The 22,220-nt window shown below is 73.2% G+C and carries 19 protein-coding genes; 6 read left to right on the top strand and 13 right to left on the bottom strand.

What is annotated here, in order from left to right:
• Positions 1–105 precede the first annotated feature (105 nt).
• The 8 genes from Pen02_RS41570 to Pen02_RS06270 form a co-directional block, all read right to left on the bottom strand.
• Positions 106–2,058: an SUMF1/EgtB/PvdO family nonheme iron enzyme gene (locus Pen02_RS41570; protein ID WP_239140148.1), complete on the bottom strand. Its 1,953-nt coding sequence runs from the start codon at positions 2,056–2,058 to the stop codon at positions 106–108.
• Positions 2,055–3,014, bottom strand: coding sequence for a ribokinase (locus Pen02_RS06300; protein WP_203864974.1), 960 nt, complete (start codon positions 3,012–3,014; stop codon positions 2,055–2,057). Before Pen02_RS06300 ends, Pen02_RS41570 begins: the two co-directional genes overlap by 4 nt.
• Positions 3,011–4,465, bottom strand: a complete 1,455-nt coding sequence (locus Pen02_RS06295; RefSeq protein WP_203864973.1) for an ADP-ribosylglycohydrolase family protein — start codon at positions 4,463–4,465, stop codon at positions 3,011–3,013. Before Pen02_RS06295 ends, Pen02_RS06300 begins: the two co-directional genes overlap by 4 nt.
• Before the next feature lie 67 nt (positions 4,466–4,532).
• Complete coding sequence (locus tag Pen02_RS06290) at positions 4,533–5,666, bottom strand: ADP-ribosylglycohydrolase family protein (RefSeq protein ID WP_203864972.1); 1,134 nt, start codon at positions 5,664–5,666, stop codon at positions 4,533–4,535.
• Positions 5,667–5,668: 2 nt separating this feature from the next.
• Positions 5,669–6,973 (bottom strand): ABC transporter substrate-binding protein, encoded by a 1,305-nt coding sequence (locus Pen02_RS06285; RefSeq protein WP_203864971.1) that lies wholly within the window; start codon positions 6,971–6,973, stop codon positions 5,669–5,671.
• Between the two features lie 27 nt (positions 6,974–7,000).
• Complete coding sequence (locus Pen02_RS06280) at positions 7,001–7,849, bottom strand: carbohydrate ABC transporter permease (RefSeq protein ID WP_239140147.1); 849 nt, start codon at positions 7,847–7,849, stop codon at positions 7,001–7,003.
• Between the two features lie 62 nt (positions 7,850–7,911).
• Entirely contained in the window at positions 7,912–8,847 is a 936-nt protein-coding gene (locus Pen02_RS06275; protein WP_239140145.1) for a carbohydrate ABC transporter permease, read from the bottom strand.
• Complete coding sequence (locus Pen02_RS06270) at positions 8,844–9,944, bottom strand: LacI family DNA-binding transcriptional regulator (RefSeq protein ID WP_239140143.1); 1,101 nt, start codon at positions 9,942–9,944, stop codon at positions 8,844–8,846. The genes Pen02_RS06275 and Pen02_RS06270 overlap by 4 nt, the downstream gene beginning before the upstream one ends.
• 241 nt (positions 9,945–10,185) lie before the next feature.
• On the opposite strand from Pen02_RS06270, the gene Pen02_RS06265 reads away from it, so the two are divergent.
• Entirely contained in the window at positions 10,186–10,560 is a 375-nt protein-coding gene (locus Pen02_RS06265; protein ID WP_203864970.1) for a YciI family protein, read from the top strand.
• 142 nt (positions 10,561–10,702) lie between these two features.
• Entirely contained in the window at positions 10,703–12,022 is a 1,320-nt protein-coding gene (locus tag Pen02_RS06260; RefSeq protein ID WP_203864969.1) for an RNA polymerase sigma factor, read from the top strand.
• Here Pen02_RS06260 and Pen02_RS06255 read toward each other — a convergent pair.
• Entirely contained in the window at positions 11,925–12,344 is a 420-nt protein-coding gene (locus Pen02_RS06255) for a YccF domain-containing protein (RefSeq protein ID WP_203864968.1), read from the bottom strand. The genes Pen02_RS06260 and Pen02_RS06255 overlap by 98 nt on opposite strands.
• Before the next feature lie 99 nt (positions 12,345–12,443).
• On the bottom strand, positions 12,444–13,340 hold the full coding sequence (locus tag Pen02_RS06250) for a ribokinase (protein WP_203864967.1): 897 nt from the start codon (positions 13,338–13,340) through the stop codon (positions 12,444–12,446).
• A 77-nt stretch (positions 13,341–13,417) separates the two neighbouring features.
• On the opposite strand from Pen02_RS06250, the gene Pen02_RS06245 reads away from it, so the two are divergent.
• Positions 13,418–14,413 (top strand): LLM class flavin-dependent oxidoreductase, encoded by a 996-nt coding sequence (locus tag Pen02_RS06245; RefSeq protein ID WP_203864966.1) that lies wholly within the window; start codon positions 13,418–13,420, stop codon positions 14,411–14,413.
• A gap of 11 nt (positions 14,414–14,424) precedes the next feature.
• On the opposite strand, the gene Pen02_RS06240 is transcribed toward Pen02_RS06245, so the two are convergent.
• A complete protein-coding gene (locus tag Pen02_RS06240) occupies positions 14,425–15,264 on the bottom strand; it encodes an ABC transporter ATP-binding protein (RefSeq protein WP_239140140.1) in 840 nt (279 codons plus the stop codon).
• A gap of 98 nt (positions 15,265–15,362) precedes the next feature.
• Here Pen02_RS06240 and Pen02_RS06235 point away from each other — a divergent pair, with 98 nt between their 5' ends.
• Entirely contained in the window at positions 15,363–16,409 is a 1,047-nt protein-coding gene (locus Pen02_RS06235; RefSeq protein WP_203864964.1) for an ATP-binding cassette domain-containing protein, read from the top strand.
• Positions 16,406–17,407 carry an ABC transporter permease subunit gene (locus tag Pen02_RS06230; RefSeq protein ID WP_203864963.1) on the top strand — a complete coding sequence of 334 codons (1,002 nt, stop codon included), beginning with the start codon at positions 16,406–16,408 and terminating at the stop codon, positions 17,405–17,407. The genes Pen02_RS06235 and Pen02_RS06230 overlap by 4 nt, the downstream gene beginning before the upstream one ends.
• A 77-nt stretch (positions 17,408–17,484) precedes the next feature.
• Here the strand turns inward: Pen02_RS06230 and Pen02_RS43190 are convergent, their stop codons facing one another.
• Positions 17,485–18,396, bottom strand: coding sequence for a golvesin C-terminal-like domain-containing protein (locus tag Pen02_RS43190; RefSeq protein WP_203865164.1), 912 nt, complete (start codon positions 18,394–18,396; stop codon positions 17,485–17,487).
• Between the two features lie 919 nt (positions 18,397–19,315).
• Positions 19,316–20,491, bottom strand: a complete 1,176-nt coding sequence (locus Pen02_RS06220) for an ROK family transcriptional regulator (protein ID WP_203864962.1) — start codon at positions 20,489–20,491, stop codon at positions 19,316–19,318.
• Positions 20,492–20,669: 178 nt separating this feature from the next.
• Between Pen02_RS06220 and Pen02_RS06215 the strand changes: the two genes are divergently transcribed.
• Positions 20,670–22,121, top strand: coding sequence for a glycoside hydrolase family 3 protein (locus tag Pen02_RS06215; protein ID WP_203864961.1), 1,452 nt, complete (start codon positions 20,670–20,672; stop codon positions 22,119–22,121).
• The last annotated feature ends 99 nt before the right edge of the window (positions 22,122–22,220 follow it).

Genomic DNA, 22,220 nt, shown 5'->3' with positions numbered 1-22,220 from the left:
CGCACCGCACGACAGCCTCGGCAGCACCGCACGACAGCCTCGGCACCGCCGCACTCCAACCTCGACTCCACGGCACGACAGGCGTCAGGTCCACCGCGACGGCGGCTACAGGTCGACGGCACAGCGGAAGCCGATCGACTCCGAGCGGGTCAGTCCGGCACCGAGGGTCAGCAGCTTCACCGACACCTCCGGTGGTTGCGGTCCGCCGTCGAGATACCAGTCCGAGCCGTCCGCCCGGTACGCCGCGCCGCCCTTGAGCAGCACGAATCGGGTACGCCCGTCGGTGTGCTCGCTCTCGGTCAGGTTCCAGACCAGCGGCTCGGCCCGACGCAGCAGTCCGAGTTCGGCGGCGACCTGCCACTCGTCCTCGGTCGGCAGCCGGAGCCCCGCCCAGGCCGCGTACGCCCGCGCGTCAGCCAACTCCACGTGCGTGGCCGGCGCGTCGGCCGGCCCCGGCACCCCGCCGTCGGCCCACGGCCAGCGCTCCACCCGGACCGGGCGGTAGCCGGTGACCCGGACGAACTCGGCGTACTCGGCGTTGCTCACCTCGCGTTCGGCGATCGCGAACCGTCCGAGGTGGACGGTGCGGTGCAGGGTCACCGGCTGGTGCAGCCGGGGCGGCAGCGGCTTCCACTCGTCCACGTACGGCGCCTCGCCGTAGAGGCCGGTCTCCCGCTGCCGGTACCGGACCAGCAGGTCGCGCCGCCCGCCGTCGACCGCCCGCATTCCCGCCGGTACGTCAGCCTGGCGCCGCACCGGGGCGGGCACCCGGACCGCCGCCCGGGCCGGGAAGTTCGGGTCACCGCCGGCCGGGGCGTGCCGGGGCAGCGTCAGTTCCTCGACGGTGGCGAGCACGGCGGCGATGCCACCCGCCGGCAGCGCCCCGCCGACCGCCACCCGACCGGGGCCGGCCGGGGTGGCGGTCAACTCGGTACCGGTGGTCAGCTCGTACCAGCGGTGTCCCGGGCGCTCGTCGGTGACCAGCCATGGCCCGTCGTACGCCCCGCCCCGGTTCGCCACCGTCCACAGCGGAGTGTCCTGGTGCTGCCAGCGGGAGGCGTACACCTCGGTGCCGGCCACGTGGTCGGCGAGCGGGGTCCAGTCCTCGGCGCGCAACCAGGCGGCGTGGCTGCGCTGCACCCGGCGCATGGCCCGCAACACCGACCGGTCCCGCTCGTTCCAGCCGACCCAGACCCCGAAGACGCTCTCCCAGACCAGCACTCCGGCACCGTTGAGCCAGGCCGAGTGCAGCTCGTCGAGGTGGTCGCGGTGCCAGCGCCGGGTGTGGTGCAGCATGTGCCGCCGCTCGAACCACTTGGCCCGGAGCACTCCCGGCACCGGCGAGTCGGCGAACCACTGCGCCCAGGACATCGCGTGGTCGGCGATCCGGCGCAGCGGTACCCGCGATTCCCCCTCCAGCACGATTCCGGGCCGGGCCGCGTCCAGGGTCTTGCGCAGCTCGCCCGCGCCCTCCTTGAGGGTGTCCAGGAAGATCCCGTCCACGCCCAGCCAGCCGGCGAGCGCGGCCACCTCGTCGGCATCGGGGCACTGTGCCCGACGGGTACCGACGTCCCAGGGGTTGTAGTCGACGAAGACCCGTACGCCGCGCGCCTGGAACGCCCGGACCACCTCCGGCAGCTCCGGTACCTGCCGGTAGTAGTCGAACTGGTTCCGGTCGTCCAGCCCGATCACCGGGTACGCGTGCCAGAGCACCACCCCGTCGAAGCCGCCGAAGTCGCGCTCCGCCGCGTCCAGGAAGGCGTCGACGGTGAAGACGCCCCGGTCGGCGTCGTAGAGCGTCTCGTCCCAGAGCCAGGCGAGACAGACCGTGAAGCAGTCCCCGGCGATCTCGGCGTAGTGCCCGCCGTCGTAGCCGACCCGCTGCCGCGCCTCGACCCGCCACCGGTCGAGCCGGTCCCGCCAGGCCGGCCAGTCCGCCGGGTCGTCCGGAGCGGCGAAGATCTTCGCCTCGTCCAGCACCGACAGGTCGGCGTCGGGCGCCAGCGGCACCGCCGTGGGCAGGTCGATCGGCCTCGGAACGTAGGGGTTGAAGGTCATGACGGCTCCGGATAGCTCTGTGCGTAGAGGTCGTCGATCTCGGCCCGGGTGGGCAGCGCGGTGGAGGCGCCGGGCCGCCGCGCGCAGGCGGCGCCGGCCGCGCACGCCCAGCGCAGTACCGCCGTCACCGCCGCCGGCTCGACCGGGCCGCGCCGCTGCGCCCAGGCCACCGCGAGGGCGCCGGTGAACGCGTCCCCGGCGGCGGTGGTGTCGACCGCCTCGATCGTCGGCGCCGCCACCGCCAGCCGCAGGCCGAGCCGGTCGGCGTAGCGGACGCCGTCGGCGCCCAGCGTGAGCACCACCCGGGGTACCAGCGCCAGCAGCGCGTCCAGCAGCGCCTCCACGTCGGTCTCGGCGGCGACGCCGGCCACCACGGCCGCCTCGACCTGGTTGACCACCAGCAGGTCGACGACGTCGAGCAGGTCCGCCGGCAGCGGACGGGCCGGCGCGGCGTTCAACACCACCGTGGTACCGGCGTTCCGGCCCCACTCGGCGGCCTGGGCGACCGCCGGCAGCGGCACCTCCAACTGGCAGAGCAGCACGTCCGCCGCCTCGACCACGGCCCGGTCGTCCGCGCCGAGGCTGGTCAGCTCGCCGTTGGCGCCCGGCGCCACCACGATCAGGTTCTCGGCCCGCGCGTCCACCGCGATCAGCGCCACCCCGGACGGCCCCGGAACGGTACGCAGCCGCCGCAGGTCCACCCCCGCCTCGGCCAGGTTGGCCCGGAGCTGGTCGGCGAAACCGTCCTGGCCGACCGCGCCGACGAAGTCGCACCTGGCCCCGGCCCGGACCGCCGCCACCGCCTGGTTGGCGCCCTTGCCGCCGGGGATGGTCCGCAACGCGTCGCCGAGCACCGTCTCGCCGGGCCGGGGCAGCGTCGGTGTCGACACCACCAGGTCCAGGTTCGCGCTGCCGACCACCACCACCCGGACCTCGCCGGCTCCGGCCGTCGTCATGCCGAGGTACCTTCCGTTCGCGCCTGCGGGGTTCGCAGGACCGGCTCACTCGTCGCGCTCACGATTCCGCCCGCTCCGGGCTCGTCGGTGTCCCGGCGCCTCGCGGACAGCCGTCCGGTCCGTTCGGCCAGCTCGGCGAAGGTCACGCCGTCGAAGCCGGCGATACTGCTGCGCAGCCGCCCGCGCAGCGGCCCGGTCCACTCCGTCGGCAGTCCGGCGGCACCGGTCAACGCCCCGGTGACCGAGCCGACGGTCGCCCCGGTGGAGTCGGTGTCCCAGCCGCCGCCGACCACCGCGCAGATCGACCGGACCAGGTCGCCCCGGCCGTACGCCAGCGCCGCCGCCACCAGGGCGGCGTTGTTGCGTACGTGCACCCAGTGCAGGTGGCCGTGCCGGGCGTACAGGGTGTCGAGCACCGACTCCCAGTCCGTCGTACCGGCCGCGGCCTCGGCACCGAGGGAACGTGCCTCCCGGACCGTGGCCGCGAAGCGGCTCCCCGGCGGCAGCACGGACTCACCCGTGTCCAGCACGGTGTCCACATCGGACGCCACCACGGCGGCCGAGGTCATCGCCGCCACCCAGAGCGCCCCGTGCACCCCGCCCCGGACGTGGCTGACCACCGCGTCCCGGTACGCCAGCTCGGCCGCCAGGTCGGGCCGGCCCGGGTGCACCCAGCCGTACACGTCGGTGCGGATCTGGGCGCCGATCCACTCCCGGAACGGGTTGTGCCGCAGCGCGGTCGCCGGTGGCGCCAGCCCGAGCAGCAGGTTCCGGTACGCGACCCGCTCGGCGGTGAAGACCCGCCCGCCGGGCAGCCAGTCCAGCCACGCCTGGGCCACGTCGGCGCTGGTGAACTCCCGACCGTGCGTCTCCAGCACCCGCAGTGCCAGCAGCGCGTAGTTGAGGTCGTCGTCCTCCGGCATCCCGTCGATGTTCTCGGCCAGACTGGTCGGCGCGCTGCGCCGGTTCCACGGCCAGCGGGCCGCGACCTCGGCCGGTAACCCGACCCCGGTGAAGTAGCCGGCCAGCGGCCACCGCCCGGTGGCGGTCAGGATCTCCCGGATGCCGGCCCGGGGAATCTTCTCCACCGGCTTGCCGAGCAGGCAGCCGACCGACCGCCCCAGCCAGCCGCCGTGCACCCGGTCCTGGTCGGCCGGCCCGGTCGGCAGCGCGTACGACGTGGGCCAGCTCGCCCGGATCGCGGCCAGCTCGGTCGGCTCGTCGGCCGAGCCGGCCGGTGGCAGCGCGTCGCATTCGTCGAGCAGTTCCGCCGCCAGCGCCCGCAACTCCGGTCCGGCCGGCTCGGCCGACGCCCCGCCGACCGGCGGCAGCACCGAACCGCCGGCCGTCACCCAGCGCTGCGCCACCGCCGAGACGTCCCGGCCCTCGTCGGCGCCGGCCGCCAGTTCGTGCGGCAGCAGGTCCTCCGGCTGCACCCAGGTGAGTCTCACCGCCGCCTCCCGGCCGCACGGCGCCCACCGGCAGCCCGGTGCACCGCTCGCGACGGGACGCCGGGGCTCACGACAGCCCCGCGAACCGCTCGGCACGCCGGGCGAACCGCTCCCGGTCGAGCGCGAAGACCTCGGCCGCCACCTCTGCCAACTCGCGGGCCGGGCCGACCAGGTCGGTCCGGGACGCCTCGGCGACCACCGTCGACCACTCGTCCGGTACCGCCGCCGCGCCGCCGAGCGCCCCGGCGATCGCCCCGGCCATCGTCGCGGTCGAGTCGGCGTCCCGGCCGTAGTTGACCGCCCCGAGCACCGCCTCGCGCAGGTCCCCCCGGGCCACCACGAGCATGCCGAGGGCCACCGGCAACTCCTCGATCGAGTGCAGCCGGCTGGGCCGCCGGGCACCCAGCCCGGGGCTGCGGTACTCCTCGCCGACCGTGTCGTACGGGGCGACGGCGGCGCGCAGCGGCGCGATGGCGTCACGCCAGTCGGCGTACCCCTCGGCCTCCTTGACCACGGCGGCGATCGCCGCGCGGGTGCCGTCCCGGGCCAGGTCGAGCACTGCCGCCAGCACGTCGTGCACGCCGGCGCCGGGCGACATCGCCGCCGCCACCGCCGCCGCCAGCACCGCCGCCGCCTCCCGGCCGTAGCTGTGCTGGTGCGCCCCGGCGATCTCGATCGCCTCGGCGTACGCGCCGGCCGGGTCGCCCGCGTTCACGATCCCCACCGGAGCCATGTACATCGCCGCGCCGCAGTTGACGATGTTGCCGACGCCGCCCTCCCTCGGGTCGGCGTGCGCGTGGTGCAGGCGGGTGACCAGCCACCGCTCGGCGGCGGCGAGGCGGTGGAAGGTCACCCCCTCCCGCTCCAGGTCCGGGATGTAGACCACCCGCTCCAGCAGGTCGGGCACGAGCAGCTCCACCACGTCGTACGCGTCGAGGTGGTCGCGCTTCCTCGTGTACGCCCGCACCAGCGCGTGGGTCATCAACGTGTCGTCGGTGAGATGCCCGTCGCCCTTGTGGTACGGCGCCAGTGGCCGCGCGGTGGCCCAGTCGGCGTGGAACGGCGGTGCGATCCCCCGCACCCAGTCGCCGTACCGGGCCCGGATCTGCTCGGGCAGCGCCGTTTCGGTGGCTCCGCCGAGGGCATCACCCACGGCGGCGCCGACCAGGCAGCCGACCGACTTGTCGAGCAAGTGTTCCATGGTTACCTCAGGACCTGCTTCCCACCGTCGACGAGCTGGGTACCGAGCTGGTCGAGCGTGATCTTGTTGGCGAAGTACTGCTGGAGGGCCGGGGTGGCGTACTTCAACTTCCACTCCGGATAGCCGTCGACCATCTGGAACGGCGCCACGGTCAGGTCCCTGGCGCTGTCCGCCGCGACGTCCCAGCCCTGCTTGCCGCCGGTCGCCCTGACCAGTTCCTCGTTCGCCTGCTTGCCGGTCGGCACCAGCCAGTCGCCCTTGGCCAGCGCGGCCATGTTCGCCGGGTTGAGGAAGTACTCCAGGAACTGCGCCGCCTGCTTCTGGTGCTCCGACTCGGCGGCGACCGAGAGGGTCTGCGGGTTGGCGGCCTGGTTGGCGGAGACGCCCTTCACCGGCGGGATCGTCACCCACTCGAAACCGGCCGGCGCCTGCTCCACCATCTGCTGGCGCAGCGAGACCGAGCCGGGCAGCATCGCGTACTTGCCGGCGAAGAAGCCGGGCAGGGTGTCGGCGCCGCTCATTCCCAGCGCCTCGGGCGAGGCGGTCTTGCTGCCGTAGAGCATGTCGTGGATCCGCTTCGGCACCTCCTTCTCGGCGTCGCCGATCCGGACCTCGGTCCTGCCGCCGTCGGTGTAGAAGTACTTGCCGTCGAAGTTGAGGGCCAGGTTCAGCACCCGGTTCGTCGGCGACTTCAGCGCCCAGGCGACGCCGTACTTCCCGGGGCCGGTCAGCTTCTGCGCGTTGGCCTGGAACTCGTCCCAGGTCCAGCCGCCGTCGGCCGGCGGTACGGCGACACCGGCGGCGTCCAGCAGCTTCTTGTTGGCGATCACGACCTGCGACTCCAGCAGGAACGGCACGCCGGTGACCTTGCCGTCGAAGGTCGCGGTGTCCCAGATGCCCTTGTCGATCTGGCCCTTGAAGTCGTCGGAGAGCAGGCCGGAGAGGTCGGCCAAGTAGCCCTGCTTGCTGAACTCGCCGATCGACGCCGCCTCGTAGTGCACGATGTCCGGGGCGTCACCGCCCTCGAAGGCGGTCAGCAACTGGTCGTGTACGGAGTTCCAGTCGCCCTGGACGTACTCGACCTGGATGTCCGGGTGTTCGGCGTTCCACTTGGCGACCAGGTCCTTGTTGGCCTGGAGCGACTCCTTCTGCCAGGCCAGGCTCAGGAACCGCAGCTTGACCGGGCCGGAACTTCCGTCGTCGCTTCCGCCGCCGCAGGCGGCGAGCGCGCCCAGTCCGACGACGCCGGCCAGCGCGGCGGCGGCCAGTCGTCGGGTAACTCTTCGTCGGTTGACTCTATCGAGCACGGGGGTACCTCCCTGTGGTGGTTGTGCTTATCCCTTGACGGCTCCGGCGAGCGACCCGGAGGCCAGCCGGCGCTGCATGACGGCGAAGAAGACCAGGCTCGGGATGGTGGCCAGCAGTGAGCCGGCGGCCAGCGGCCCGAGCCGGGCGGTGCCCTCGATGCCGACGAACCGGGCCAGCGCGACCGGCAGGGTCGCCAGCTCCGGAGTCTTGATCAGCACCAGGGCGAAGAAGAACTCGTTCCAGGCGGAGATGAACGCGAACAGCGCGGTGGCGACCAGCCCCGGGGTGAGCAGCGGGAAGATCACCCGGCGCAGTGTCTGGAGCCGGTTGGCGCCGTCGACCGAGGCCGCCTCCTCCAGCTCGCGCGGGATGTTGCGGACGAAGCCCTGGAGCATCCAGAGCGCGAACGGCAGCGCCCAGACCACGTAGATCAGCACCAGCCCGGCGTGCGTGTTGGCCAGTCCGGCCTGCCGGAGCACCAGGAAGATCGGGATGATCAGCAGTACGAACGGGAAGAGCTGGGAGAGGAGTACCCAGCCCAGCGCGACCGTGCCCAGCCGGGTCCGGAAGCGCGCCAGCGCGTACGACGCCGGGGTGGCGATCAGCACGGTGAGCAGCGCCGAGGCGAGCGACACCTGGATGCTGTTCCAGGCGGCCCGGCCGAGTTCCTGCTCGGTGAACGCCTGCACGAAGTTGCCCAGCGTCGGGTTGTCCGGGATCAGCGTCGGATGCAGCCGCACCAGTTCGGGTGGCGGCTTGAACGAGGTGGAGACCAGCCACACCAGCGGAAAGGCCAGGAAGACCAGGTACGCCGAGAGCGCCAGGTATTGCAGCCCCCGGCCGACCCGCCGGCGGCGCTGCGGCCTGCGCGTCACGCCGCTCCGATTCTGGCCCCGCCGCGTTCCGTCGACCCGCGTCATGTCGGTACGCGTCATCGTCAGTTCGCCTCCCGTAACCGGCGACGCACGTACACCGCGAGCAACGCCACGACGATCACCACCATCACGTTGCCGAGCGCCGCCGCGTAGCCGTAGTTGCCGTACCGGAACGCCTCCTCGTAGGCGAAGAGCATCGGCAGCATCGTGCGACCGCCCGGCCCACCTGCGGTGAGCACGTAGACCAGGCCGAACGAGTTGAAGTTCCAGATGAAGTCGAGCGAGGTGATGGCGACGATCACCGGCATCAGCGAGGGCAGCGTCACGCTGCGGAACCGCTGCCACGCGTTGGCCCCGTCCATCGCCGCCGCCTCGTGCAGCTCGCGCGGCACCCCCTGCAACCCCGCCAGAAGTACGACGGTGGTCTGCGGCATGCCGGCCCAGACCCCGACGATGATCACCGCCGGCAGTGCGGTGTTGAAGTCGCCGAGCCAGGTGGTCCGGAGCCCGTCCGCACCGATCCGGTGCAGGAACTCGTTGAGCAGTCCCGCGTCCGGGTGGTAGACCAGCCGCCACAGGATGCCGACCACCACCGGTGGCATCGCCCACGGCACCACGGCGAGCACCCGGGCCACACCTCGGAACCGCAGCCGCTGGTCGAGCAGCAGGGCCAGCCCGAGGGCGAGCAGGAACTGGAGCACCGTCACCGCGAACGCCCAGAGCAGGCCGATCCGGAACGAACTCCAGAACAGGCTGTCGCCGAGCAACTCCTGGTAGTTCGCCAGGCCGGTGAAGCTGACCTCGACGTTCCGGCCGGCCCGGGCGTCGGTGAAGCCGAGGTAGATGCCGCGCAGCAGTGGGAAGACCGACAGCACCAGCACCGGCAGCAGGGACGGGAGCAGCAGCAGGTAGACCGTGGTCCGGTCGGAGCGGCGGCGCCGGGACCGGCTGTCCGGGGCGGACCGCTCGACGTCGGGTCGTCCGGTCAGGGTGGTCACGAGATCACCTCCACGGTGCCGTCGGCCGGCGCACGCCGGCTCGCTGGCGGGCCGTTCCCGGCCGTCGGGCCGCCGACGGTGCTGGAGGCGCGTACGGCGAGGCTCGGCGCGACGTGTTCGCGCCGGGGCGGCAGGTCGGGGTCGGCGATCCGCTCCAGCAGCAGTTCCGCCGCCCGCCGGCCTCGGGCCTCGGAGCCGAGCGAGACGCTGGAGAGCTGTGGAAAGGCCATCTGTGCCAGTTCGGTGTCGTCCATCCCGACCAGCGCGACGTCCTCGGGTACCCGGCGCTGCTCGCTGAGCAGCGTGTGCAGGGCGCCGACCGCGATCAGGTCGTTGGCGCAGAGCAGTGCGTCGGGGTCGGCCCGGTCGAGCAGCCGGGCGGCGGCGGCCCGGCCGGCGGCGTACTGGAAGTCGCCGATCTCGATCAGGTCCTCGTCGACCGGGATGCCGTGCCGGGCCAGCGCGGCGCGGAATCCGGCGTCCCGGGCCGCGCCCGGCACCGTGTCGAGCGGGCCGTTGACGAAGCCGATCCGTTGCCGGCCGGCCGCGACCAGGTGGTCGACGGCGAGCGCCACACCGGCCCGGGAGTCGGTCCGGACGTTGTCCACCGGCGTGTCGTCGGGCAACTGTCCGACCACGACCACCGGGACCGGGCTGCCCACGATCGCGGCGTGGTGGCTGTCGGTGATTCGGATCGGGGAGATGATCATGCCGTCCACGTACCGGTTGGCGAGCCGGCGCAGCAGCGCGGTCTCGCTGTCGATCTCGCCCCCGGTGGCGTGCACCACGAGTTGCCGACCGGAGGAGGCGACGACGGCCTCGATCGCCCGCATCATCGCCACGTAGACCGGGTTGCCGATGTCGGCAACGGCCAGCGCGATCAGGCCGGTGCGTTGCGACTGGAGGGACCGGGCGATGGCGTTCGGCACGTAACCGACCTCGGCAGCCGCCTCGCGAACCCGGCGGACGGTCTCGGCGCTGCCGCCGATCCCGTTCAGCACGCGGGAGGCCGAGGCGATCGAGACACCGGCCCGGGCGGCCACGGTGTGCACGGTCGGCCGGCCGTCGGGCGAGGGCTGTAAACGTTTACGACCCATGCACCGAACCTCCGCTCCTGACTTGTAAACGTTTCCGGGGAGTTTGCTCCGGTAGCCGCGAGCCGTCAAGACCCCGTTACGAAAACGTTTCGTCCCTGCTCAGCGCGACGACGCCGGCACGCTGCCGCCCGCTGGGACGAAATTTCACCGGCGGTGGTGTCGATTCGGCCGGCCGCCGAACGTGTAGAGGTGGAGAGGCCGCCGGTACGGTGCCGGCGGCGCGGACCAGGAGGTTCCGACCATGCAGCAGTACCTGCTCAGCATCTACCAGCCGGACGGGGAGCCGCCGGGCCCGGAGATCCTCGACCCGGTCATGGCGAACCTCGCCGCCCTGAACCAGGAGATGAAGGCCGCCGGCGCCTGGGTCTTCTCCGCCGGACTGCACCCGCCGAGCACCGCGACGGTGCTCCGGCCGCGCGACGGCGAGGTGCTGATGACCGACGGGCCGTACGCCGAGGGCAAGGAGCACCTCGGCGGGTTCACCGTGATCCGGGCTCCCGACCTCGACGCCGCGCTGGAGTGGGGCGGCAAGCTGGCCCGGGCGATCGGACTGCTGCCGATCGAGGTACGCCCGCTGGCCGACGAGGCCGACAGTTGCGACCCACCCCGTGCCTGAACCGCCCGGGCCTACTCGGCCGGCTGAACCGTCTGGACCCGCTGAACCGACTGGACCCGCTGAACCGACTGGACCCGCTGAACCGACTGGACCGGCTGAACCGGCCGGGCCGGGACGGGCGACCGTTGCCGACGTCGAGCGGGTGTTCCGGGCCGAGTACGGCCGGGCGGTCGCCGTCCTGATCCGCGCCTTCGGCGACATCGACGTCGCCGAGGACGCGGTACAGGACGCGTTCGCCACGGCGATCCGGCGCTGGCCGGCCGACGGCACGCCGCCGAGCCCGGCCGGCTGGATCATCACCACCGCCCGGAACCGGGCCGTCGACCGGCTTCGCCGGGAGTCCACCCAGGCGGACCGGCATGCCCGGGCAGCCCTGTTGCACGCCCCCGGCGGATCGGCCGCCGACCCCGGGGGCGAACCGGCCGAGGAGGGACCCGTGCGGGACGAGCGGCTACGCCTGATCTTCACCTGCTGCCATCCCGCGCTCGCCCCCGCCGCCCGGGTGGCGCTGACGCTGCGCCTGCTGGGCGGGCTGACCACCGCGCAGATCGCCGCCGCCTACCTGGTCCCCGAACCGACCATGGCCCAACGGCTGGTACGCGCCAAGGGCAAGATCCGGGCGGCCCGGATCCCGTACCGGGTGCCGGACGAGGCCGACCTGCCGGACCGGCTCGATGCCGTACTCGCCGTGGTGTACCTGGTCTTCAACGAGGGGTACACCGCCAGTTCGGGTGACCAGCTCGGCCGGCCGGATCTGGCGGTGGAGGCGATCCGCCTCGGTCGGCTGCTCGTCGAGCTGATGCCGGACGAACCCGAGGCGCTGGGGCTGCTCGCCCTGATGCTGCTGGTCGAGTCGCGCCGACCGAGCCGCACCGACCCGGCCGGCGGACTGGTACGGCTGTCCGAACAGGACCGTACGCGGTGGGACGGCCGGCTCGTCGCCGAGGGGCAGGCGCTGGTACGGCGTTGCCTGCGGCGGGACCGGCCGGGGCCGTACCAGATCCAGGCCGCGATAAACGCGGTGCACAGCGACGCGGCGACCGCCGCCGCCACGGACTGGGGTCAGATCATCCAGCTCTACGACCATCTGCTGGTGCTCGCCCCGAGCCCGGTCGTGATGCTGAACCGCGCGGTCGCGGTCGCCGAGGTCGCCGGGCCGGCGGCGGCACTGGCCCTGGTCGACGACCTCGACCTCGGCGGGTACCACGTGTTCCACGCCGTCCGGGCCGACCTGCTGCGCCGGCTGGGCCGCTCCGCCGAGGCCGCCCTCGCCTACGCGACTGCCGAGGCGCTGACCGGGAACGCGGTGCAGCGGGAGTTCCTGCGCCGGCGCCGGGAGTCGCTGACCGACACCGCGCCCGGTCTCAGCCCACCGGAGCGGCCGTGGTACCCGGGCGACGCAGGTCGTCGACCTCTACCACCTCGCGGCCGAGCGGCCAGAACGCCGCCGGGACCAGCTTGAAGTTGGCGATGCCGAACGGGATGCCGATGATCGTGACGCAGAGCGCGATCCCGGCGACGATGTGCGCGAGCGCCAGCCACCAGCCGGCGAGTACCACCCAGAGCAGGTTGGCCACCCCGGATCCGAGCCCGGCACCGGGCTTCGCCACCAGGGTCCGCCCGAACGGCCAGAGCGAGTAGTACGCCAACCGCAGCGCGGCGACTCCGAACGGGATGGTCACGATCAGCGCGAAGCAGATCAGCGCGGCGATGCCGTACCCGATGGCGAGGGCGATGCCGCTACCGAAGATCAGCCAGAGCAGGTTGAGAACAAATCGCACCATGCCTCCATCGTGCGCCCTCCGATCAAGCCGAGTCGCGTGTTCTCCGATCGAGCCGGGCCACGCGCCCTCCCGATCAATCTCGATGCGGACCCCTCGCGATCAGGCTGGGACGTACAGGGCGTCGATCTCGGACCGTAGCGGCAGCGAGACCGAGGCACCGAGCCGACGTGCGCAGGCGGCACCGGCCGCGCTCGCCCAGCGGACCGCGTCGACCGGTTCCCGCCCCTCGCCCCAGGCCACCGCCAGCGCGCCGGTGAAGGCGTCACCGGCCCCGGTCGAGTCGACCAGGTCCACCTTGACCGCGGGTACGTGCACGGCGGTGCCGTCCCGGTCGCCGTACCAGGCGCCGTGCCGGCCCAGGGTCAGCACGGCGCGGGGCACCACCGCGAGCAGCGCCGCCGGGTCCTCCCGGCCGCGTCCGGTGATCGCCCGTGCCTCGGCCTCGTTGACCACCAGCAGGTCGACCGCGTCCAGCAGCTCGGCAGGTACCGGCTGGGCGGGGGCCGCGTTCAGCACCACCCGGGTACCGGCATCCCGGGCCGCCAGGGCCGCCTCGGTCACCGTGGCGGGCGGCACCTCCAACTGCGCGACCAGCACGTCCGCCTCGCGTACGGCGGTCAGCTCGTCCTCGGTCAGCCCGACGAACGCCGAGTTCGCCGCTCGGGTGACCACGATGGTGTTCTCGCCATCGGCGTCGACCGTGACCACCGCCACCCCGGAGGCGCCGTAGACCACCCGGACCCGCTCGGTGTCCACTCCGGCGGCCGAGATCCGGGCCTTGAGCGTCACGCCGAACGAGTCCGAGCCGATCGCGCCGAGCAGTGCCCCGTCGGCACCGGCCCGGGTCGCCGCGATCGCCTGGTTGGCGCCCTTGCCGCCGGCCACCATCACGAAGTCGGTGCCGAAGACGGTCTCGCCGGGCTTCGGCAGGGCAGCGGTGGTGACCACCAGGTCCATGTTCGCGCTGCCCAGGACTACGACCCGTGGCCGGCTCACCGGCGGCACCTCCCGTTTCGGCGACCGCCCGAGTCTAGGCCGCGCCGTTGTCGGCGTCTTCTGGCAGGCTGCCAGACATGGGACAGATGCCGATCGGAGTGATGTACCGCTGTGACACCGCCCCGGAGCAGCTTCCGGCGTACGCCCGGCTGGTGGAACGGCTGGGCTACGACGAGCTGTGGGTGGTCGAGGACTGCTTCTTCGGCGGCGCGGTCTCCAGCGCCGCCGTCGCCGCAGCGGTGACCGACAAGCTCAGGATCGGCATCGGGATCCTGCCGGCCGCGTTCCGCAATCCCGCGCTGGCCGCGATGGAGCTGGCCAACCTCGCCCGGCTCTTCCCCGGCCGGATCCTGCCCGGGTTCGGTCACGGGATGCCCTTCTGGGTACGCCAGGTCGGCGCCGCCCACCCGTCTCCGCTGGCGGTGCTGGAGGAGACCGTGGCGGCGGTACGCGCCCTGCTGGCCGGGGAGCGGGTCACCGTGGCCGGCCGGCACGCCCGGCTCGACGAGGTGGCGTTGGAGTTCCCGCCCGAGCAGCCGCCCCCGATCGCCACCGGCGTACGCGCCGAGAAGTCGCTGCGGCTCTCCGGCCGGGTGGCGGACGGCACCATCCTGGCCGAGGGCGCCAGTCCGGCGTACGTCCGGTGGGCCCGGGGGCTGATCGACGAGGGGCGCCGGGAGGCCGGCCGTACCGACGAGCACCGGCTCACCGTCTACGCCCACCTGGACTTCGACGAGGGCCGGGCCAGCGCCCGCCGCGAGTTCGCCGCCCAACTCGCCGGTGGCTGGGCGCTGCCGCCGGCCGACGTCGACCTGGCCGACGAGATCACCGCCATGCTGGCCGGTTCGTCCGGCGTGGCGGCGCTGGCGGCGGCGCTGCCCGAGCACTACCTCGACCGGTTCACCGCGGCCGGCAGCGTCGAGCAGTGTGCCGCGTCGGTGACCCGGCTCCGGGAGGCGAGCGCGGACGCGGTGGTCTTCGTGCCGCCCCGGGACGCCCAGTCGGCGGTGGCCCAGGTGACCCTGGCCGCCGACACCCTGCTGCCGACGATCCGCGCCGCCACCACCCGCTGACGACGGAGGGGTCAGGCGGCGCGGGCGGTGAAGCGGTCGCCTGAGCGCTCGACCAGCAGCGGGACGCCGAAGGTCTTGGAGAGGTACTCCCCGGTGACCGTCTCGGCCAGCGGCCCCTGCGCCACGATGCCGCCCTCGCGAAGCAGCAGGGCATGGGTGAAGCCCGGTGGGATCTCCTCCACGTGGTGCGTGACCAGCACCATCGCCGGAGCGTCCGGGTCGTGTGCCAGGCCGGCCAGTCGGGCCACCAGGTCTTCCCGGCCGCCGAGGTCCAGCCCCGCCGCCGGCTCGTCGAGCAGCAGCAGCTCCGGGTCGGTCATCAACGCCCGGGCGATCTGGGTACGCTTCCGCTCGCCCTCCGAGAGGGTCCCGTACGCCCGGTCGGCCAGGGCCAGCACGCCGAGCTGGGCGAGCAGGCCGCGGGCCCGCGCCTCGTCCATCTCGTCGTACTGCTCCCGCCAGCGGCCCACCACGGACCAGGCCGCAGTCAGCACCACGTCCCGGACCCGCTCGTCCGCGGGAATCCGTTCGGCCAGCGCCGCGGTGGTGAGCCCGATCCGGGTACGCAGCTCGGCCAGGTCGGTACGCCCGATCCGCTCGCCGAGCGCGTGCACCAGGCCGGTGGTCGGATGCAGCCGCCCGGAGGCCAGGTTGAGCAGGGTGGTCTTGCCCGCACCGTTGGGCCCGAGCACCACCCAGCGCTCGTCCGCCGACACCCGCCACGTCACGTCGCGCAACAGTGGAGTACCGGAGCGGAGTACGCCGACGCCGTGGAAGTCGATCACCACGTCCGGGGGTACCGGTGCCGGGGAGCCGGTGTCGGCAGGGACGGAAACCGGATCATCACGCACCCGACCATCCAACCACGCAGCGGTGCGCCCCCCGCGAGCAGCGTCCGGGCCGTAGGGTGATGCGCCGTGTCGTATGTCACGTCGCCGGGAGGTGGGGCATGCCGGCGGTGATCCAGATCGACGGCCTACGCAAGACGTTCACGGGTGTGCGCCGGGGCCGCCGGGTGGCCCTGGACGGGTTCGACATGCTCGTCGAGCCGGGCCAGGTGCACGGATTCCTCGGCCCGAACGGGTCCGGCAAGACAACCACCCTGCGTACGCTGCTCGGCCTGGTCCAGGCCGACAGCGGCCGGATGGCCCTGTTCGGCGAGCCGGCGCCGCAGCGGCTGCCCGCCGTCGTCGGCCGGCTCGGGGCCATCGTGGAGAGCCCGCAGTTCTTCGGCAACTTCAGTGGCCGGCGCACGCTGCGACTGCTCGCGGTCGCCGGTGGGGTGCCACCGGCCCGGGTCGACGAGGTGCTGGAGCAGGTCGGGCTGCGGGACCGGGCCGACGAGCGGGTCAAGGGCTACTCGCTGGGCATGAAGCAGCGGCTGGCGGTCGCCTCCGCGCTGCTCAAGCGGCCGGAGTTGCTGATACTCGACGAGCCGGCCAACGGCCTGGACCCGGCCGGCATCCGGGAGATGCGGGACCTGATGCGCGGGCTCGCCGCCGCCGGGGTCACCGTGCTGGTCTCCAGCCACATCCTCGCCGAGATCCAGCAGATCTGCGACCACGTGACGATCATCTCGCGCGGCCGGCGGGTGGCCGCCGGTCCGGTGGACGCGGTGCTGGCCGGCTTCGACCACCGCGAGTTCCGGATCCGGGTCGCCGACCAGACCAGGGCGGCCGAGATCATCGCCTCGGCCGGGCTGCCGGTCACCACGCACGCCGACCACCTGGTGGTGGCCGACCTCGACGACCCGGCCCGGCTCAGCCAGGCCCTCGGCGAGCAGGGCGTCTGGCTGCGCGAGCTGACCCCGCTCACCCCCGACCTGGAGAGTGTCTTCCTGGAACTCACCGACACCCGGCCCCGGCCCGGGGTGCCGCGACAGGTCGACGATTCGGTACGGCCCGACCGCCCCGCCGACGAATCGCAGATCACCCTCGGCGCCGACGACGGGTTGCAGATCACCGTCAGCGCCGACGACGAGAGGGCACAGCCGTGAACCTGGTACGCGCCGAGATCGGCCGGCTCGCCGCGCGCCGCTTCGTCCAGCTCATGGTGTTGCTGCTGGGCACCGCGTTCGGGGTCACCATCGCCACCACGCTGGCCGGCTCGCACCAGCCCACCGCCTTCGAGGTCCAAGTGGCGGAGGCCCAGGCCGCGAACCAGCGGGCGAACGTCCAGCGGTGGTACGCCGAGTGCCTGGAGGCCGAGCGGACCGGTGCGTCCGAGCTGAGCGCGCGCTACCAGGGCAACTGCGAGGACGTGAGCCCGGACCGGGTCGACGCCTCCGACTTCCTCTCCGGAGTCTTCGTCTTCGACCAGCAGATCCTGGACCTGACGTACTTCCTGATCGCCTTCCTCTGCCTCTTCGGCTTCCTGGTCGGCGCCTCCTACATCGGCGCCGACCTCACCTCCGGTGGGATGACCAACCTGCTGCTGTGGCGTCCGCAGCGGATGGTCGTACTCGGCACCAAGCTCGGCACCCTGCTGGCCGGCGTACTCGGGCTGTCGGTGGTCGCCTCGGCGCTCTATCTCGGCTCGTTCCGGCTCATCGCCGAGGTACGCGGCCTGCCCGGCGCCCCGGACGCCCCGTTCTGGACCGATCTGGGGCTGACGGTCACCAGAGGGCTGCTGCTGGTGCTGATGGTCACCGCGCTGGGCTTCGCGGCGGCGACGCTGGGCCGGCACACCTCGGCGGCGCTCGGTGTGGCAGCCGCGTACGCCGTGGTCTGGGAGGCCGGTGGGCGGATCGTGATGGGCATCGTCGACGTCGCCCGCCCCGACCAGTTGATGCTGAGCAGTTACGTGATCGCCTGGGTCGGTGGCGAGATCCGGCTCTGGGCGATGTCCGGCGAGTGCGCCCCGCAGATCGGTTCGGGCTACTGCGACCTGTCGTACCACATCCTCTGGCCGGCCGGGCTGGTCGTGCTGCTCGGCCTGACGGTCCTCGCGGTCGGCGGCGCGTTCGCCACCTTCCGCCGCCGCGACCTGGCCTGACTCCGGCGTAGGCGGGACGGCCGGGCCCGGTCGGGTCGGGGACGACGCGACCGGGCCCGGCGTGCGATCGGGTGCGGTCAGACCCGGCTGACCCGGATGGCGTCCGCGATCACCAAACCGGTGCCGCCGGTCCACCGGCTCACCGCCACCTTGTTCGCGTCACCTGCGGCGAGCGTGAAGGTGCCCAGGTTCCGCCAACCACCGCCGCCGGAACGTTGGTCGACGTAGACGGTCTGGTTGCCGGTGGTGGTGGCGATGATGTACGGCGCCGAGCTGTTGTATCCGGGGTCGGCCGGATGCCACGCCTCCACCCGGTAGCTGCCGGTCTGCGGGATGTTCACCTTGTACCAGGCCGGGTCGCTCGACTCGACCGGGTCGGCGAACCGGTAGTCCGTGCCCTGCTTCTGCGAGGAGTACGTCGAGGTGCCCCAGTTGGCGCTGGCGGTGAACCGGCCGGACGTCGAGTTGTCCACGGTCTGCGACCACGCGGGCGGCGGGGTCGAGCCGGTGACGAGCTGCATGTAGTAGGTCCAGTTCCAGTACGGTCCCGGGTCGGTGTGGGTGGCGCCGGGCACCTGGTTGTGCCCGATGATCCGGGACCGGTCCTTCGGAATGCCGTACCGGTCGCAGAGGTGCCGGGTGAGCGCGGCCGAGGAGCGGTACATCGCGTCGGTGAACCAGGATGCCTGGGTGACGTAGCCCTCGTGCTCGATGCCGATCGACTGGGTGTTGTAGGTCCAGTTGCCGGCGTGCCAGCCGACGTCCTTCTCCCGTACCGACTGGGTCACCGCACCGTCCGAGGAGCGGATCGTGTAGTGGGCGCTGACCTGCGAGGCCGGGTTCTGGAACCAGGAGATGGTACCGGCGTACGACCCCTGGGTCACGTGGATCACCACGTAGTTGATCGGGTACGTCGACTCGCGGTTGGCCACCGTGTAGTTGGCGGAGTGTGCCGGTGCCCAGGCGGCCGGCCCGTAGTCGGTGCTCATGGTGCCGACCCCGTCGGAGCTGCCGAGCGGGGCGACGGCACGCAGGGCTCCCCGGTCCGGGGCGACCTTGCGGGCGGCGACCCGTACCGGCCCTTCGGCGGTGGCGGCGTCGATGCCGGAGCCGAGCAGGTCGTAGACGGTGTCGGCGTAGAGCCGGGCGACGGCCGGGGTGCTGGCGCCGCCGTACCGGACCACGATGCCGTACCAGTGGTCGACGTCGCGGCGCTGTGCGGCGGTGAGCCCGGCCCCGTCCGCGTACGACCGCAGTACCGCCGCCGCACCGGTGACGTTGGCGGCGGAGTCGGTCCGCAGGATGTCCCGGCCCAGGCCGGTCAGCGCCGCCGCCTCGTCCAGGGTGCGCAGCTTCGGGTTGCTGGCCAGGTGCATGACGCCGTAGCCACCGGAGGCGCTCGGTGCTCCGGCGTGCCCGTCCAGGTGGGTTTCGGCGTAGCCGAGCGCGACGAGCAGGTCACGAGGTACCTCGTACCTGCTGGCCGCCGTGTCGAAGGCGGTGGCCAGCGGGCCGGTGCTGGCCGGGCCGGCGACGGTCGACAGGTCGACGGGAGCGGGTCGGCCGGCCAGCGCGGGCTGGCCGGCGAGGCCGATGGCGAGGGACACGATCAGGGTGGCGCCGAGCAGGTGGCGCGTACGCGATTGGGGGTTCCGTTCGGTCACCGTCACTCCTCCCCGGAGGGTGGACGTCCCGGGGGTCGGGACGCCGGGTGGCCGTACCGTATAGCCTCACATCTGTCTATGTCGAGAGCTTGCATCTGACCGGCAGGTAACGAAAAATATCTACATGCCAGGGCGACGGACGCACCGAGCCGTGGAGGTTACGGCTGTCCCGGCCTGGTCGCCGACGCGGGACGGCTCGACGTCGCGGATGCGTCGCGGGTCGGAGGCGGGGATGCGTCGCGGGTCAGCCGAGGGTGGAGCCGAACACCTCGTCCCGGACGGCGTCGAGGGCCACCCGCAGCGCTCCGCGCAGCACCGGCTCCTCGGTCAGCTCGGTCGGCACCACCCGAGGCGTGACCAGGGTGATCGCGGCGACCTCGTGCTGCACCCGCTCGGCCAGCGCGGTGCCGCCGGCCTGGCCCACCTCGCCGGCCAGCACCACCAGCGGCGGGTCGAGCACCACGCAACTGCTGGCCACCCCGAGCGCCAGGCGCCGGGCCACCTCGTCGAGTACCGGCCCGCCCTCGGTGCCGGCCGCGATGGCGGCCCGGATCGCGTCCGCCGCCGTACCGGCCCGGAAGCCGTGCTCCCGGGCGACCGCCCGGACCGCGTCGGAGCCGGCGAGCTGACCGAACGCTGGTTTCGCCCGCCGGGAGGCGTCCCGGGGAATGGGAGCGCCGGGCACCGGCAGGTAGCCGATCTCGCCGGCCGCGCCGGTGCTGCCGTGGTGCAGCCGTCCGTTCAGCACGATCGCCAGGCCGACGCCGACGCCGAGCCAGACCAGCACGAAGTCGTCCACCCCGCGCGCCGCGCCGGACTCCGCCTCGGCGACCGCGGCAAGGTTGACGTCGTTCTCGAAGACCACCGGGGTGCGCAGGTCCTCGCGGAGCGCGGCGAGCAGGCCCCGGTGCCAGCGCGGCAGGTTGAACGCGAAGGTGATGTCGCCGGTTGCCGGGTCGACCAGACCGGGCGTACCGAGCACCACCCGGCGTACTGTCGCCAGCTCGGCCCCGGCGTCGCTGGCCGCCCGCACCACGGCGTTGTGCACGACGCCCACCGGGTCGTCGGTGTCCCGGGTGGACTGTTCCACCCGGCCGATCACCTCGCCGGTGATGTCGGCGCAGGCCGCGACCACCCGGTCCGGTTCCACGTCGACGCCGACCACGTGCGCGGTGCCCGGCCGTACGGCGTAGAGCTGCGCGTTCGGGCCGCGCCCGCCGGCCTGCTCGCCGACCCGGCTGACCAACCCGCGCTCCTCCAGCCGTTCCACCAGTTGGGACGCGGTGACCTTGGACAACCCGGTCAGCTCGCCGAGCTGCGCGCGGGTGAGCGGCCCACGCGAGAGCAGCAACTCCAGCGCGGCCCGGTCGTTGAGCGCGCGGAGCAGGCGGGGTGTACCAGGTAGCCGGGTGCTCGCCATGCAGTTTCCCTCTTGTTTAAGAAGCTTTCCTAATAGCTAGGCTAACCTTCGTGGGAGTAGCCGTAGCGTAATGGCCCGGTGCAGCCGGAGTGTTAAGCCGATCCGGTAGCGCTTGACCGCGAGACGGCCCACCTCGATGCGACACTCGGACCCGGGAAAGGGCCGAAGGGGGAGAAACGTGCCGACCGATCCAGGAATTCGCCGGCTGGCGCTGGGTACGCTGCTCGCCGCCTTCCCCGGCAGCACCCCGCCCGGCTGGGCGCTCGACCTGCTCGCCGAAGGGCTGGCCGGGCACACCCTGTTCGGCCGGAACGTCGACCACCCGGACCAGGTCGCCGCCACCACCGCCGCGCTGCGGGACGCCCGGCCGGAGGTGCTGATCGCGATCGACGAGGAGGGTGGCGACGTCACCCGACTGGCGCACGCCACCGGCAGCCCGTACCCGGGCAACGCGGCGCTCGGCGCCGTGCACGACGTGGCGCTGACCGAGCGGGTCTACCACGCGATCGGCAACGACCTGATGGCGGTCGGGGTCAACGTGAACCTCGCGCCGACCGTCGACGTCAACACCGCCGACGACAACCCGATCATCGGCACCCGGGCGTTCGGCGCCGACCCGACCCGGGTGGCAGCGCACGCCGCCGCCGCGGTCACCGGGTTGCAGACCGCCGGGGTGGCCGCCTGCGCCAAGCACTTCCCCGGGCACGGCGCCACGGTCGCCGACTCGCACCTCGAACTGCCCACTGTGGACGTACCCGTGGAGCTGCTCCGGGAGCGCGACCTGCCGCCGTTCGCGGCGGTGGTCGCGGCGGGCACCAGGGCGATCATGACCGCGCACATCCGGGTACCCGCGCTCACCGGCGACGACCCGGCCACGTTCAGCCCGGCCGTGCTGGACGACCTGCTCCGGGGCGAATACGGCTTCACCGGCGTGGTGCTGACCGACGCGCTGGAGATGAAGGGTGCGGCGGTGGCCGCCGGTGGCATCGGCCCGGGTGCGGTCCGGGCGCTGGCCGCCGGCGCGGACCTGCTCTGCATCGGCGCCCAGGTCGACGCCGAACTGGTCGAGCAGGTGGTCGCCGAGATCACGGCCGCACTGCGCGACGGCCGCCTCGACCTGGCCCGGGTGGAGCAGGCCGCCGAGCGGACCGCCGCACTCGCCGCCTGGACCCGGGCCGCCGCGCCGGTCCGGGCCGCCGGAACCGATCTCGGGTACGCCGCCGCGCGCCGCGCCGTCCGGGTCGAGGGCAGCCTCGACGGCCTGGGCGTACCGCTGGTGGTGCAGCTCTTCTCCGCCTCCACGATCGCCGAGGGGCGGGTGCCGTGGGGGCTCGGGCCACACCTGAACGGCACCGAGCAGTTGCGGGTCGTCGCCGCCGAGACCGATCCGGAGGCGCTCCGGGAGCGGGCCGCCGGACGGCCGATCGTGCTGGTCGGCCGGCACCTGCACCGACTGCCGGGCGGGCCCGAACTGGTCGAGTCGCTGGCCGGCAGCCACCCGGTGACCGTGGTGGAGATGGGCTGGCCGTCCGGCTGGCGCCCGGTGGGCGTACGCGCCTTCGTCACCACGTACGGCGCCAGTCTCGCCAACGGCCGGGCCGCCGCCGAGGCGCTGCACCTGACCGCCTGACCGCGCCCACCACCGAGCCGGCCGCCCCCGGTACGGCATCCCCCGGCGCCGCATCCCTCTGCGCCGCATCCCTCGGCTCTCGTCCTTGAGGCCCGCTGT

The organism is Plantactinospora endophytica, from assembly GCF_016862915.1.
In the GTDB taxonomy this organism is placed as follows: domain Bacteria; phylum Actinomycetota; class Actinomycetes; order Mycobacteriales; family Micromonosporaceae; genus Plantactinospora; species Plantactinospora endophytica.
This window is presented reverse-complemented; position numbering and strand designations above follow the sequence as displayed.